Source organism: Acinetobacter sp. ABJ_C4_1 (assembly GCF_044538495.1).
GTDB lineage: Bacteria > Pseudomonadota > Gammaproteobacteria > Pseudomonadales > Moraxellaceae > Acinetobacter > Acinetobacter nosocomialis_A.
Genome location: NZ_JBIUCQ010000007.1, coordinates 163413 through 177809 on the forward strand (window position 1 = coordinate 163413; position 14397 = coordinate 177809).

The window sequence follows — 14397 nt, forward strand, 5'->3', positions numbered from 1 at the left end:
TTTAATAGTGTTTCTTTATGAGAGCATTTAAAAGAGAGGAATAAAAAATCCCCTTATGCTTGAGTGCATAAGAGGATTTTAATTTTAGAAATTACACATTGAAGTATTGCGGGTTAAGTCAGGTCCCCAAGTACGATAGCCTTGAGTATCTATATGTATTTGTCCTGAACTATATAAACCAATACCTAAGTTTAAACTTTGACCATGTTGGGCCCAGAACTGACACAATTTAAACTTGGTGTTTTCAATAAACGCATAGTCTTGTGGCTGTGGAACTTCTGGTCCAATACGGAAATCGATGGCAGAGTTAAACAAATGTTTAGAAGAACTTGCACCACCGGCACATTGGTTTAAAGGTAAGTCACGATAAACCGAAGTCACTTCAAAGTCGGTTAAAACTTTGGCAGCAATTAAATATTTAAAGACACGTAAGGTTGATAAAGAATTATTCCAAAGTTCGCGGTTTGGTACAGCATATTCTGAACTGCCACATTTTTGCCAATCACGAGCTGATCTTAATAATTCAAAACTTGGTACGATGCCTGCTACGTCATGACGTGCTAGAAATTTTTCATATTCGCGGACGCGTTCATAATGATCGCCAGCATTTAACCAAGAGCGATAGGAAGCAGGCTCAACTTTAGGTGGAATAGGACGTTCGATAATAACGCGTTCTTGAGGAATAAAGATGCGTTTACCACTTGGAGAGGTTTTGCCTGTTGTTGTGTGTTGGGGAGAGCTGGCACACCCCACCATAATCGCAGGGATTATGCATAGGGGTAGCAGACTCTGCAAAAACTTCCGCATAAGAAAAATCAAAAGCTTAATAAATATTGCGCCTATTTTAATGCAAAACAGTGCACAAATTACGAGGAATTTGCAATGAAATGTTTGAATAGGGTATAAAAAAGATCAGCGGTTGCTGATCTTTTTTGAAATTATTTTTCTAGATACTGTAACTTATCTGGTTTGCCGTTCCATTCTTCACGGTCAGCAGGTTGGTCACCAATTTGAGTAATGTTAGGCCATTTTTGAGAAAGTTCAGCATTTAATTCAATAAATACTTCTTGACCTTCCGGTAACTCATCTTCAGAGAAAATTGCATTTGCAGGGCATTCTGGTTCACACAATGCGCAGTCAATACATTCATCCGGATTAATCACTAGGAAATTCGGACCTTCGTAAAAACAGTCTACAGGACAAACTTCTACGCAATCTTGGTATTTACATTTAATACAATTTTCAGTGACAACAAAGGTCATGGCGACAGCTACCTAAAAAATATGGTTTCATTTCGAATAGCTTATTTTAGGCAAAAAAGGGGTAAACAAACAATTGCTTTTATTGATATTGTTTATTTATACATATGAAGATAAGTTAAAACTTTGATATTTAAAACAATGTTGTAGGCTTAAGATCAGCCAAATTGTAAATTTAAGATAATAATATGTTTTTAAAAACAATAACTTGAATAAATTTTTTCTGATGACTTTAAATGTCATTTGGGTCAAGGTATCTATTTGATTAGATACCTTAAATACAACTTTCACCTTTGAATTTTGTTTTTACGGCACATTGATAGCTAAAAAATTGTTAAATAATGAACTTTAAAGCATACAAAGCAAATGAATGTCCTCTGGTTCAAGCTCCCATAATTGCCGATCTGGGTGTTTTAATACTGCTGCACCATGCTTCATATAAAAGTCGACTGTGCGTTTACTCGGCGTAGCTGAAATATAAAGTTGAAGGGCACCTAGTTGCTTGGCCGATTCTTTTGCCGCTTGCATGAGCTTTGAACCAATGCCTTGGCCTTGTTGGTCGGCATCGACATAAAAGTATTGCAATAATTTTGCATCGGGATAATCAGCAATGTGTTGATTCGATACGACACTAATACCCACGAGCTGTTCAGCCGTATTAAAAGCACCTACAAATGAAGCACCTTGTTCATAGAGTTCTTTTAATTTTGGTGGATCATTTTCTAAATGATATACATCCCAATGCTTAACATCATAAAAACAATCTGTTAATTCGAGTTGATCTTGTTTTTGTATGTAGAGTTGGGTAATCAGTTCACGTCGACTAATTTGTTGCCAAATTAAATCGATTCCTGTGTATTGTAGTGGTCTTAAGAAAATAGAAATTTTATTCTCCTTCAATTAAGAGCAAACATGCTCATAGACATGTTTGCTCAATCAATAATTATGATTTAAGCGCAGCTTTTAGCTCATACAGTTGTTCAAGTGCTTGGCGAGGCGTCAAGTTATCGACTTCAATTTGCTTAAGTAAGTCTAGGGCAGGTGACGGTACTTCGATTTCAATCACTTTCTCTATGACTTGAGTATTTGATTTCGCGTCCGAATCTAAAGTTGCAAACAAGTCATCTTGAACACTAGTTTGTAAGTGTTGCTGTTGTTGCTTCTCTAAAATGCGTAAACGTTTTTGAGCTTCTTTAATGACATTAGCAGGAATACCAGCTAATTTCGCAACTTGTAAACCATGACTTTGACTTGCAGGGCCTTGTTGAACTTTATGCAATAAAATCAGGTTGCCATTTAACTCTTGTGCCGTCACATGATAGTTATCAATTCCTGCTTCACTACCTAACTCGGTCAGTTCGAAATAGTGCGTGGCAAATAGACATAAGCATTTTACGCGCTTAGTTAAATCAACCACGCAAGCCCAGGCTAAAGAAAGTCCATCGTAAGTACTAGTACCACGACCAACTTCATCCATTAACACGAGTGACTGATTCGTTGCATGGTGTAAGATTTGTGAAGTTTCAGTCATCTCGACCATAAAGGTCGATTTACCCGTCGATAAATCATCGGCAGAACCAATACGCGTAAAAATACGGTCAATAGGGCCAAGTTTGGCAGCTCGTGCAGGAACATAACTACCGCAGTAAGCAAGTAAACTGATTAATGCAGTTTGACGCATAAAGGTAGATTTACCGCCCATGTTTGGACCGGTAATAATCGCCATACGGTGCTGCACATCAAGGAACGTATCATTTGGTGTAAATGGTGCTTTACTTAACGCTTCAACCACTGGGTGACGACCACCTTGAATTTTAATACCAGTTTCTGGGGTAAATTCAGGACGAGCCCAATTGTTTAAACGTGCTTGATGAGCAAAGTTTGCAATTAGATCAATGTGTGCAATTGCTGAACTCATCATTTGTAGGTGAGCAATATTTTCACGAAGGTTTTCAAGTAAAGCTTCAAATAATGCTTTTTCACGCGCTAATGCACGAGATTCACTTGATAAAACTTTATCTTCAAAGCTTTTTAGCTCAGGCGTAATGTAACGCTCAGCATTTTTTAATGTTTGACGGCGAATATAGTCGGCAGGGGCTTGCTCAGCTTGAGCACGTGTAAGCTCAATGTAGTAGCCACTTACACGGTTATAGCCGATTTTTAAGGTATTAATGCCCGTGCGTTCACGCTCTTTTATTTCTAAATCAATCAAGAATTGACCTGCATGATCACGAATTTGGCGTAATTCATCGAGTTCAGCATCATAACCCTCTGCAATTACATTGCCATCACGAAGTAATACAGGCGGATTTTCAACAATAGCCGCCATTAAATGTTGATGCAACGATTTAAAGTCACCTAATTCTTGATCGAGTTGAATTAATAACTTGGATTTTTTTGATTGAATAACAGGCGCTAAAGCATTTCTTAAAAAGGGAATTTGCGCGCAAGCATGACGAAGCTGAACCAAATCACGTGGTCGCGCACTACCCAGCGCAACACGGCTAAGCACACGTTCGATATCACCAATTTCTTTAAGCACTAAACGAACAGGAGTTTCATGGTAGCCTTGAATGAGTTGTTCAATCGCATCTAAACGGGCATCGAGCAACGCTGTATCACGAACAGGTTGCATGAGTGTTCGGCTGAGTAAACGGCCACCCATCGCAGTTTGGCAGTCATTCACCAGTTGGAATAATGATGTGCCGTGTTCAAACAACGGTTCAATAATTTCTAAATTACGGCGAGTGATTGGGTCGAGCGCAATAAAGTCTGTGCTTTGTTCCAAAAGAATAGAACGAATATGCGGTAACGCTGTTTTCTGGGTTTCTTTGGCATAGTGAATAAGTGCCGCAGCAGCAGCTTTAGCTAAAGGTAATGGATCGAGTCCGAAACCAGAAAGCGTTGATACAGAGAACTGGTCACATAAGGTTTTTTGTGCGTTATTTAAATTGAAGTCTACATTTGGGCGCTTAGTTACAGGGCAATCTAAATGCTTTTTAATTTGCTCGATAATGTTCGGGTCAACCAAATCTTCATCAATCAAAATTTCACTTGGCATGAGGCGTGCAAGTTCAATTGGAAGTTGTTCAGGTTTGTAGTCTTGTTGTTGAACTTTAAAAATACCCGCGCTTAAGTCGAGTAAAGCAAAACCAATTTGATTTTGATGGATGCATAGCGCAACAAGGTTGGATGACTGATAGCTTGTGAGCAGAGCATCGTCGGTTAATGTACCAGGTGTAAGAATACGAACAACTTTACGCTCAACAGGGCCTTTACCAGTAACTTCACCAACTTGTTCGCAAATGGCTACAGTGCGGCCTGCTTTTACCAAACGTGCTAAATAACCTTCGGCTGAATGGTAAGGAACACCCGCCATTGGAATTGGGTTACCGTTTGCTTTACCGCGATGGGTTAGGGTAATTCCTAAAAGTTTGGCTGCTAAATGAGCGTCTTCAAAGAAAAGTTCATAAAAGTCGCCCATACGATAAAACAGCAACGCATGTTGATAATCTTTTTTGACCTTGAGATATTGCTGCATCATTGGAGTGTGGTTAGAGAGATCAGCCATGATTTCAGCGCTATTCATGCGTAATAAACCCTTAAAAAATCAATAATATTTTACGTTTGGTTATCTAGCCAATTCTACCAACTTCTGTGTGAATTGGACTTAATCTAAGAAAAAAGTATACCTTTTCGTGTACTTTTTTTATGTCAAAATTGAGTCAACAGTGTGTGAGCTTAACTTAATTTCTCACGGTTGCCATCTTAACAAATTGCGACTGATTGGCAAAAAGGATTCCTAAAATGAGCGAGGAAATAAACAGCAAAAGAAAGTAACCTTTGGGAGAACATACTGTTTTACGATTGTGTGTGAATAGACAGGTTTAAAATGATCTGGCATTTCTTGTCACACTTATTTTAAATAAGTTTTTTGATATTTGGAGGAACTAAAGAATTAAATAAAACTTTGTTTGAATGATATTGGTATTCTAAAAATCTAAAAGAGATCACTTATGAAAATTAAATCCATACTAGTAGCTTTATTAACTTTACCTTTAGCTAGTTGTTTCATGGCACAGAAATCTGCCTTGATCAAAACTAACATTGTATATGATGAAAAGTCACAGTCGCGAATTCGCTTATATGGGCCTTATGGAGATAAATTAATCAAACACTATAATAATAGAACATGCCAAGAATGGAGAAGTACTGCAGGTGCAGCAATCCATCATCGTGTTAATAATGGTTTACCTCGAAAAATTAAGAATATAAGTGTGGGAATACCAGCAACAGAACGAAGTCTAGCTGCTTTAAATGATACAGGGGTAATGTTTCGAGACTCATTTAAAGAGTATGTGATTGAAGCGAATAAACCTCTAGTATTAGATGCTTCTAGCAGTATTGTGATGGATTCATATAGTAAGTCATGTCGAATAGCAGTCTCTTTTATACCAAAGGCAGGTAAAAATTATGAAGCTGCATATGTGGAACAAGGGAATACTTGTACTGTTCGTGTTTATGAAATAACAAATCAAATAACTGAGAAAAAGTTATCTTCTATTCAGGAAGTTAGTCAGGTAGAGAATTGCTCTATGCCTGGTGACAGATCTATTTAAAGTATCAACTACATTTTAAATTGCTTATCTCATAATACTAATAGGACTCCTACCTCATTAGGCAGGAGTCTGAAATTCTGGTACATGAGTCTTGAAGGTCAAATACTTATTAAAATTTTCCTTGGCTCAATAGAGAGACAATATATTTCCTTCCAAAAAAATATATACTATGGGGGAGTATTGTCAAAAGACCATAAATATGGAAATTAACAGTAATTTAGAACGCTACCACTCTCATCAGTTCGATGAAGGAAACCCGCTGGCTCAAAAGAAAATTTTGATTGCAACCATCCTAACTGCCGTGATGATGGTCTTTGAAATTGTGGGTGGCTGGGTCTTTAACTCCATGGCTCTTTTAGCTGATGGCTGGCACATGAGTTCACACATGGTTGCTCTAGGGTTGGCTTATGTGGCTTATAAAATGGCTCGTCGTTATGCCTACGACAAACGCTTTAGTTTCGGAACTTGGAAAATCGAAATTTTGGGTGGGTATAGCAGTGCAATATTATTAATGGTCGTTGCACTTTTGATGGGGTTTCAATCTATCGAACGGTTACTCCATCCTGTTGATATTCATTATAATGAAGCGATTTCTATTGCTGTTGTAGGTTTAGCAGTCAACTTAATCTGTGCGTGGTTATTACATGATAATCATGAACACCACCACCATCATCATGATCACCATCACGATTTAAACCATAAAGCTGCGTTTATACATGTGGTTGCCGATGCCGTAACGTCTGTACTAGCCATAGCCGCACTTATAGCGGGTAAATATTTTGGATGGAATTTTTTAGATGCTTTATTAGGTATTGTAGGGGCGATACTTGTTGCACAGTGGTCATGGGGGCTTTTGCGTGACACAGGAAAAACTTTATTAGATGCTGAAATGTCACATCCAGTTGTAGCTGAAATACAAGAAGTAATTGAGCAATTATCCCAAGTAAAAATTACAGATTTACATGTATGGAAAGTCGGTAAAGGAAAATTTTCATGCATTTTGGCTTTAGAAACAAACAGAACAGATTTAACGCCTGATTCAGTTAAAAAAGCCTTGTCTATCCATGAAGAAATTGTACATGCCAGTGTAGAAATACATTTTGTCTGACCATCTCTGTAGAGTTAGGATGAAATCACTGGTAAAATCCTCAGCATTGTCATTGGGGAGTAGCCATTCCTAGTACCCGCTAGGAAGACCACGTCAACAAACTTGAGATGAGTATCTCATGGCGTGTTCAGCCACTGTATATACAGTAAGAGCTAGGCGAGACCTTTGGCCGCAACGTACTTTGCTAGTCGGGCGAGGAGCGTTGTCGTGCCAATGGTTTCTTATTTCGCCCGGCTGGAACTATTCCTATGCTCCTCACGTTCATCTTATTCTTTTTGTCCGCCGCGGCAATTTACCTAGCCTGTGAATATTTCGTCAATGGTATTGAATGGTTTGGTAAACGTCTTAATCTTGGTGCAACCGCAGTAGGTTCAGTACTTGCAGCTTTTGGTACAGCGTTACCTGAAAGTGCGGTTACCTTTATGGCCGTTGTGTTTGGTAATACCCCAGAACAAAAAGACCTTGGTGTTGGAGCTGCAATGGGTGGTCCATTGGTGCTAACAACCTTGGGTTACGCCGTTGTAGGTCTGGTATTAATTCTTCATCGTAAAAAGTTAGCTCGAACTTCGCATAAAGTACAAGTTGATTACGGTCGCTTAAGCCGAGATCAAGTCTCTTTCCTTGCCATCTTTGTTTTAAAATTAGCACTTGGTTTAGTCGCGTTTGCCATTAAGCCTTGGTTAGGTATTCTATTTTTAGCGGCCTATGCAGCTTATGTTTGGCGTGAGATTAAGGAGGCAGATACTTCTGCCGATGAAGAAGAACTCGAACCTCTCAAATTCCGTCCCAACGCAGCTGAACCGTCACTGGGATGGGCTGGCCTACAAGTACTGTTGGCTTTAGTTGTCATTAGTATTGCATCGCATACTTTTGTGACTCAGCTTGAAGCAATTGGTACAGCGCTAAGTTGGCCACCACATTTGGTTGCTTTATTACTGAGTCCGGTTGCGACCGAATTACCTGAAATTATGAATGCGCTGATTTGGGTACGCCAAGGTAAAGAGCGTTTGGCTTTAGCGAACATTTCTGGTGCCATGATGATTCAGGCCACCATACCAAGTGCTTTGGGTATATTTTTCACACCGTGGCGCTTTGATACATTGCTACTAGCATCTGGCATTATTACTGCACTGGCGATTGTGTTTTTATGGAATTTATTCCGCCGTGGTGCGGTCGATGATCGATCATTAGTTGCAGTAAGTGCTTTATATGGCGTTTTCGCAGTTTTGGTTGTGTTTTATCTCTAATACACATTCATGCGTTGCAAGGTGACCGGCGCGTTTCAGCTATTTTCATGACTAGTGAACGGCTAATCTTATACACTCACGGGTGTATAAGATTACGATACAGAAAATTTTTTAGAATTCGCCTAATTTTTCACTAGTTAGGGGCTGTACCTTAGTCGCAGACGCATGTATCGTTAAGTCATGATACTTTAAAATTAAAAAGTGTTCGAAACGCAGTATCGTTCAGTTAAACCACTGAACTGTAGCAACGCTGTTGAAGAACACCAAATCTCAAAATGAATAGTACAAATAAGAAAGGAATAAAATATTACGTTTTATTGGTAAATATTGAGATGGAGTATCAATGACCAAGCTGGGGGTCTATTGAAGAAATATTTTACGGTTGATTTATTTATGATAGCTTCGTCTTACTTTAAAAAACGCAAGAAAAATTACCGTAATGTAAAAGACCAGCAGCTTACAATTGCAGCCAAAGCAAATATCTTTATTTGTATTATTTTTTGTTTGTTTTGGACTATTTATTTCGCATTTGCACACATGTGGCTGATTGTTTGTATGGATATTGGTTTCACACTAGTTTCCATGTTTAGCCTTTTTCTCATTTATAAAAACCGCATTTCGGCGGGCATACTTTTATCACAAGCGGTTCTACTGATTTTCCCAGTCGTTTTTTGCCTGTTTTTCGATATTGCTACACCTCATCGGCCTCAAGTGGCGCATTTATTTTTGCCTGCCGGCGCAATACTGGGATATTTAAATTACCGCCGTGATCCAAGTTTTCTACAAATCATTTTAATTTTATTGTCGATTGGGTGTTTTATATTTTTTAGTGGTACCTCTTTTACGCTTAATAGCGCAGTACCTTTGTCGGATGATATCCGTAATCATGGTGGGTGGATTGCAACTTGTGTGGCTACTCTCATGATTTGTATATCAATTTATACCATGCAATTAGAGATACAAATAGAAAATAGCATGGTGCATGACCTACGTTTAGCACTCACCAAAGAACAATTTGAGCTTTTTTATCAACCGCAAATCAACTCCTCTGAACAGTTAATTGGCGCAGAAGCCTTGTTAAGATGGCATCACCCAACTTTAGGATATATTCCTACGCAAGATTTTATTCCTGCAGCAGAAAGTTTTGGATTAATGCCAGAGATAGGCGAGTGGGTGTTGGTTCAAGCCTGCAAAGTTTTACAAGACTGGAGCAAAAAAGAAGAAACTAAAGATCTTACGCTTTCAGTCAATATTAGTGCTGACCATTTCATGCAACCACTTTTTGAGCAAACTATAATTGCTATGGTTGAAAAATATGGCATTACTCCATCTCGACTCATCTTAGAAATTACTGAAAATATTGCCTTAAATAACTGTGCAAGCATGATTGAAAAAATGAATTTCTTGTCTAGACATGGCATTCAGCTTTCACTTGATGACTTTGGTACAGGTTATTCATCTTTAAGCTATTTACAGAAAATGCCCATTAGCCAAATCAAAATTGATCGTAGCTTTGTAGAGGCAGCTTTGGACGATAAACGCAGTAATAAACTGGTCACGGGTATTATTAAAATTGGTCTAGATTTAAACCTTCGCGTGCTGGTAGAAGGAATAGAAACGGCTGAACAATTTAGTGCTTTTAAAGGTAATGGTTGTACCGAGTTTCAAGGCTTTTTATGGGGCTGTCCGATGCCTTTAAATGACTTTATCAAACAGTTGCCGCATTTTAATAAGTAAACAAAATAGCTTTTGATAGGAAATATAGTTGATGAAAGAGATTTGATTTTATTTGTTGGAAATATAACGTAATGAAGTTTGATATAGCGCTCTTTCTCTATTGAAATTAAATAAAACTTAAAAATAGCTCTTTAATAGCTGTAAATTAACACAATATAAACAATACTTACTTAATGTTACTTAAACTTACAAGAGGAAATATAACTTGAATCATACTTACTTTGAGAGACCACCTAATACCGCTTCAAAGATAAGGAAAAAACCTTAATGCCACAATACTTAGCTATTGCAGAAAGTGTGTATAGGAAAGTTAAAGAAGTTGAGCTTTTTTCAGATGACACTATTGAAAATCTTAATAATTTAATGATTTTTATACGTAAAGAGATATCTGGGAGCATATTCAAATTAAAGTATAACTACATTGATTTTGAAGAAGCTTTAACAAAACCATTAAGTGAATGCAAAGTAAAAATAGATGTTAGCCTTATTCCACACCATAGTATGGAAGACGAATATATTTTATGGCTAGCTGGATTTATTGAAAAAATTACAGAAGGAGGCCCTAAACCTCCACCACCTATTAAGAAATATATTCCTGAATTTATTAGCCTAAAATCAGAACTAGATTTTTTAAGCATTCCAAAGGAAAAAGTTTTAAATGAAGGTGGGGAAATTACCGAATATTTTAATTCGGAAGCATTTACCAAAACTTTGAAAAAGTAATTGTTGAATGCACTCATCAATAAAAGCCGCCTTATAGCGGTTTTTTATTAAGTTAAAGAATAATAAGTGACCTTTAGCTTTTAATGATTTCTAGTGAACAAAATCTTTAGAAATTTTCTTTATTTGTTCTATAGTGATGAAATCTTATACTTTTTGAGTAGAACGTTGTTATGGCAAGAGAATATAAGTATTACCAAGTAGGATCTATTCACTACAACCTTGAACAAGTTGTTAAATTTACAACCAGTGCCGATTTGAGATCTGTTCGAGTGCGGTTTACAGATGGCTCAGAAGTAGAGTTTACTTTTGAAAGTGAAGATGAGTATTCAGAGTTTCTGCAAGTGATGAGAGGGTTAGCATTTTAATTTTTGTATATAATTTATCTAATAATCAAGATGGTTAAATTTTTATAAATAATTGTTATTTAAAATATAATAAGGAAATAAATATAAGAGGTAATGTTCAGGAAATATAAATCTTCTTAAGAAAATAAGTCTAATATTAAGACACACTTTGCAAACGCGTGTAGATTCGGTGTGTGTTAGCATGATTTCCTATACCTCTAGATATTTACAGTATGACGAAATCTGAACCGCAGTATCAATCTGGGCAGTTTCAATTTTCCTTTCTATCATTAAAGTATTGGGGTATCTGGTTCACAGCTTTTACTCTTATGTTTCTTGCGTACTTGCCTTGGGCAATCCAGTGGCGTTTAGCAAAACTTTTCTCAAAAATTGCTTGGACACTATTAGCTTCAAGAAGAAAAACAACTTTAAGAAATTTAGAAGCTTGTTTCCCTGAAAAAACACCTGAGCAAATTGAAACCAAAGCTAAGTCAGTTTTTACAGATACGATGATTGGTATATTTGAAGCTTTAAATGCTTGGTATTGTCCTGCATGGTTTAAAAAAAGAGTTCATATAAAAGGTTTAGAGCATCTGGAACAGAATCGGGATAGGGGTGTTTTGTTGTTGGGAACACACAGTACTTTATTAGATGCTGGAGGTGCTGCTTGTACCTTATTTTTCGATATGGATGTGGTGTATAGACCTCAAAATAATCCTTTTATGGATTTTCTCATTCATCGTAGTCGCGCTCGGGTTTATAAAAACCAAATTGCGAAAGACAACATGCGTAGCTTAATTGCGAAACTGAAAAATGGTCATGCAATCTGGTATAGCCCTGATCAGGACTTTGGTTTAAAGCAAGGTGTTATGGCATCATTCTTTGGAATACAAGCCGCAACAGTAACGGCCCACCGAAGACTCATGGATATTTCAAATGCTGTCGCAATCCCATTATATTTTTATAGAAGTGGAGATATTCAAGACCCTCAATACAATGTACTGATTGAGCCTAAACTTGAAAATTTTCCAAGTGAATGTGAAGTGAATGATGCTGAACGCGTCAATAAAATTATTGAAAACCAAATTCGAATCGCGCCAACACAGTACATGTGGTTTCACAGACGGTTTAAAACTCGTCCTGTCGGTGAGGCAAAGTTCTACTGATTGAGTTGAACATACTTTTAGTGATTTAAGTTTTAAATTTTTATTATTTTCAATGATCTATTTTATGTTGCTTAAACGGCGTATGAAGTAGATCAGCTTTGCTCAGCAAGCCTTAAACTCCCGTACAGATTATCACTTGTTTCTAGCGATGCATTTATGTATTACTTTAAATTCCAGTACTACAATAAAAAGGAATTTATTATGAAGTACATTAAGTCTATTTTCGCAGCTTTACTGATTGCTCTTTCTGCTCCAGCCTTTGCAAAAGGCCATGGTTACCACGGCTCACATCATGGTTATGGTCATGCTTATCACGGCAGCCATCATGGTAAAGCATATGCTTATCATGGCACTCATCATGGTAAGGGGTACTATCATAATAAAGCACATGGCGATCATGGGTCTGATATGCATAGCCACGGGCGTGGTCATATGTAATTCAACGCACTACAAAAAATCCCGCCATACACTGCGGGATTTTTTATGACATGCTTTTAGTCGTTAGTTTCTTTATTTGTTTAGGTGGGTAAAACCCTAACTACTGTAAGGTCTTAAAGCTTAGATTGAAAAGTTTAAATATTTAACTCAAAGTTTACTTTTACGCGATCTAAAACAATAAGTGTTCTATAGGTTTTGACGTCTTCATTATCAGCAAAATGTTTTCTAACCAAACTTTCAAAATGAGATAAGTTGTTGCTCAGCATGATAATGATAAAAGAGACCCCGCCATTCACAAAATAGCACTGCTGAATTTCTTCAACAGAAGCAAAGTACAGTTTTGCTCTATCCATAACGACAGAACGGTCTTCGCTCAGTCGCACTTCAATAATAGAAGTAATTTTTTCTCCAAATTTAAGCGGATTTAAGATGGCACAATTTCTTAAAATAATTTCCTTTTCTTCCATACGCGATATGCGCCGTTGAACAGACGCAGCGGATAGTCCAATTTTTTCAGAAATTTCTCGATGAGAAGTTTTATTGTCTTTTTGCAGTATTCTTAAGATTGCGTAGTCAAAATTATCTAAAGAAATTTCTGACATGAGTAAATCTCTCATTAAGCTTTAAATATAGAGTTATTTAATCGTTTTATTGAGTGAAATAGAAGAAATATATTGATTATATAGAACTAAAATTTCAATCATTCCCAGAGCGGTAAATATGATGATTGAGACAAACTCCAGACAAGGCATAGCATTTGCAGCCGCATTTTTATCTTTAGTTTCTGTGCAAATAGGCGCATCAATAGGAAAAGTCCTTTTCCCAATTCTCAGTGCAGAAGGTGTTACCTTAACTCGACTTGCTTTATCAGCATGTTTCTTATGGATTGTGTTTAAACCTTGGAGAGACTGGAATAAACAGACCAATTGGAAAAATCTCATTATTTATGGATTAATCCTAACCTTAATGAATACTTTAATTTATAAAGCATTTTCTTATATGTCTGTTGGCATTGCTATTTCCATTGAGGTGTTGGGACCCCTTACAGTTGCTATTTTAATGTCTAAAAATAAATTAGATTATTTTTGGGGTGGATTATCTATTATTGGTTTACTTTTTTTACCTATGGGCAATTCAAACCATAACTTTAGTTTTATTGGTATGACATATGCGCTTGTGGCTGCCGTGGGGTGGGGGCTGTATATTATTTATGGCTCTAAAGTTGCACAAGGTGGTGGCAGCTCGGTTGCAACAGGAATGTTTCTCGCGGCTTTGTTTGCAACGCCTTTAGGGGCAACTCACTTTATCCATATTTTTGATAGTTATACGATTCTTCTTACATGTTTACTCATGGCGATGCTAGCGAGTGCTATTCCATTTATATTAGATATGGTTGCTATGAAAAAGTTGCATCCACGCGTTTTTGGAATATTAGTGAGTGCATCACCTGCGGTGAGTGCTTTGGCTGGATGGCTGATTTTAGATGAACGATTAAATCATTTTCAGATCATTGGTATAGCAATTATTATGGCGTCGTGTGCCGGATGTTCGTATTTTTCTTATAAACGTAAAAGTGTATAAGCTCAAATATTTACTTTAATTTTCAACCCCAAATTAACAATAAATTTTAATTATTTATCCTTACTTTTTAATGATCTATTTTAAAACAAATGTCATTTTGTGTGCTTGACTGCAATAGGGTTGAGCACTATCCTTTGCCTGCTGGCCACATTGCCAGCCGGCTTTGACAGGCTGA

14 protein-coding genes and 1 riboswitch are annotated in these 14397 nt (G+C 37.1%); of the genes, 9 read left to right on the plus strand and 5 right to left on the minus strand.

The window, feature by feature from the left end:
* Positions 1-84 precede the first annotated feature (84 nt).
* From ACIF8R_RS11055 to mutS, 4 genes are all read right to left on the minus strand, one after another.
* Positions 85-807, minus strand: coding sequence for a D-Ala-D-Ala carboxypeptidase family metallohydrolase (locus ACIF8R_RS11055; RefSeq protein ID WP_263613339.1), 723 nt, complete (start codon positions 805-807; stop codon positions 85-87).
* A gap of 131 nt (positions 808-938) precedes the next feature.
* Complete coding sequence (gene fdxA / locus ACIF8R_RS11060) at positions 939-1262, minus strand: ferredoxin FdxA (RefSeq protein ID WP_002051033.1); 324 nt, start codon at positions 1260-1262, stop codon at positions 939-941.
* A 345-nt stretch (positions 1263-1607) separates the two neighbouring features.
* On the minus strand, positions 1608-2138 hold the full coding sequence (locus tag ACIF8R_RS11065) for a GNAT family N-acetyltransferase (RefSeq protein ID WP_396480754.1): 531 nt from the start codon (positions 2136-2138) through the stop codon (positions 1608-1610).
* Between the two features lie 64 nt (positions 2139-2202).
* Positions 2203-4848 (minus strand): DNA mismatch repair protein MutS, encoded by a 2646-nt coding sequence (mutS, locus tag ACIF8R_RS11070; protein ID WP_396480732.1) that lies wholly within the window; start codon positions 4846-4848, stop codon positions 2203-2205.
* A 427-nt stretch (positions 4849-5275) separates the two neighbouring features.
* Here mutS and ACIF8R_RS11075 point away from each other — a divergent pair, with 427 nt between their 5' ends.
* From ACIF8R_RS11075 to ACIF8R_RS11110, 8 genes are all read left to right on the plus strand, one after another.
* Positions 5276-5878, plus strand: coding sequence for a hypothetical protein (locus ACIF8R_RS11075; protein ID WP_396480734.1), 603 nt, complete (start codon positions 5276-5278; stop codon positions 5876-5878).
* A 199-nt stretch (positions 5879-6077) separates the two neighbouring features.
* Positions 6078-6986 (plus strand): CDF family Co(II)/Ni(II) efflux transporter DmeF, encoded by a 909-nt coding sequence (dmeF, locus tag ACIF8R_RS11080; RefSeq protein WP_396480736.1) that lies wholly within the window; start codon positions 6078-6080, stop codon positions 6984-6986.
* Positions 6987-7024: 38 nt separating this feature from the next.
* A riboswitch (yybP-ykoY riboswitch) is annotated at positions 7025-7224 on the plus strand.
* A 10-nt stretch (positions 7225-7234) separates the two neighbouring features.
* On the plus strand, positions 7235-8233 hold the full coding sequence (locus ACIF8R_RS11085) for a sodium:calcium antiporter (protein ID WP_396480738.1): 999 nt from the start codon (positions 7235-7237) through the stop codon (positions 8231-8233).
* A 363-nt stretch (positions 8234-8596) separates the two neighbouring features.
* The gene (locus ACIF8R_RS11090) at positions 8597-9970 is read left to right on the plus strand and encodes a putative bifunctional diguanylate cyclase/phosphodiesterase (RefSeq protein WP_396480740.1); all 1374 of its coding nucleotides are present in this window, start codon (positions 8597-8599) and stop codon (positions 9968-9970) included.
* Positions 9971-10237: 267 nt separating this feature from the next.
* Positions 10238-10693, plus strand: coding sequence for a hypothetical protein (locus ACIF8R_RS11095; RefSeq protein WP_396464207.1), 456 nt, complete (start codon positions 10238-10240; stop codon positions 10691-10693).
* Positions 10694-10863: 170 nt separating this feature from the next.
* Positions 10864-11058: a hypothetical protein gene (locus ACIF8R_RS11100; protein WP_396480742.1), complete on the plus strand. Its 195-nt coding sequence runs from the start codon at positions 10864-10866 to the stop codon at positions 11056-11058.
* A gap of 212 nt (positions 11059-11270) precedes the next feature.
* Positions 11271-12203, plus strand: a complete 933-nt coding sequence (locus ACIF8R_RS11105; RefSeq protein WP_396480744.1) for a lauroyl acyltransferase — start codon at positions 11271-11273, stop codon at positions 12201-12203.
* 201 nt (positions 12204-12404) lie between these two features.
* A complete protein-coding gene (locus ACIF8R_RS11110; protein WP_396480746.1) occupies positions 12405-12641 on the plus strand; it encodes a hypothetical protein in 237 nt (78 codons plus the stop codon).
* 134 nt (positions 12642-12775) lie between these two features.
* Here ACIF8R_RS11110 and ACIF8R_RS11115 read toward each other — a convergent pair whose 3' ends face one another.
* Positions 12776-13243 carry an Lrp/AsnC family transcriptional regulator gene (locus ACIF8R_RS11115; RefSeq protein WP_022574763.1) on the minus strand — a complete coding sequence of 156 codons (468 nt, stop codon included), beginning with the start codon at positions 13241-13243 and terminating at the stop codon, positions 12776-12778.
* A 118-nt stretch (positions 13244-13361) separates the two neighbouring features.
* On the opposite strand from ACIF8R_RS11115, the gene ACIF8R_RS11120 reads away from it, so the two are divergent.
* Positions 13362-14222, plus strand: coding sequence for an EamA family transporter (locus ACIF8R_RS11120; protein ID WP_396480748.1), 861 nt, complete (start codon positions 13362-13364; stop codon positions 14220-14222).
* Positions 14223-14397: the final 175 nt, after the last annotated feature.

Coding starts and splice junctions, on each gene's coding strand:
- ACIF8R_RS11055 (WP_263613339.1), bottom strand. CDS start 807: ATGCGGAAGTTTTTGCAGAGTCTGCTACCCCTATGCATAATCCCTGCG.
- fdxA (WP_002051033.1), bottom strand. CDS start 1,262: ATGACCTTTGTTGTCACTGAAAATTGTATTAAATGTAAATACCAAGAT.
- mutS (WP_396480732.1), bottom strand. CDS start 4,848: ATGAATAGCGCTGAAATCATGGCTGATCTCTCTAACCACACTCCAATG.
- ACIF8R_RS11075 (WP_396480734.1), top strand. CDS start 5,276: ATGAAAATTAAATCCATACTAGTAGCTTTATTAACTTTACCTTTAGCT.
- dmeF (WP_396480736.1), top strand. CDS start 6,078: ATGGAAATTAACAGTAATTTAGAACGCTACCACTCTCATCAGTTCGAT.
- ACIF8R_RS11085 (WP_396480738.1), top strand. CDS start 7,235: ATGCTCCTCACGTTCATCTTATTCTTTTTGTCCGCCGCGGCAATTTAC.
- ACIF8R_RS11095 (WP_396464207.1), top strand. CDS start 10,238: ATGCCACAATACTTAGCTATTGCAGAAAGTGTGTATAGGAAAGTTAAA.
- ACIF8R_RS11100 (WP_396480742.1), top strand. CDS start 10,864: ATGGCAAGAGAATATAAGTATTACCAAGTAGGATCTATTCACTACAAC.
- ACIF8R_RS11105 (WP_396480744.1), top strand. CDS start 11,271: ATGACGAAATCTGAACCGCAGTATCAATCTGGGCAGTTTCAATTTTCC.
- ACIF8R_RS11110 (WP_396480746.1), top strand. CDS start 12,405: ATGAAGTACATTAAGTCTATTTTCGCAGCTTTACTGATTGCTCTTTCT.
- ACIF8R_RS11115 (WP_022574763.1), bottom strand. CDS start 13,243: ATGTCAGAAATTTCTTTAGATAATTTTGACTACGCAATCTTAAGAATA.
- ACIF8R_RS11120 (WP_396480748.1), top strand. CDS start 13,362: ATGATGATTGAGACAAACTCCAGACAAGGCATAGCATTTGCAGCCGCA.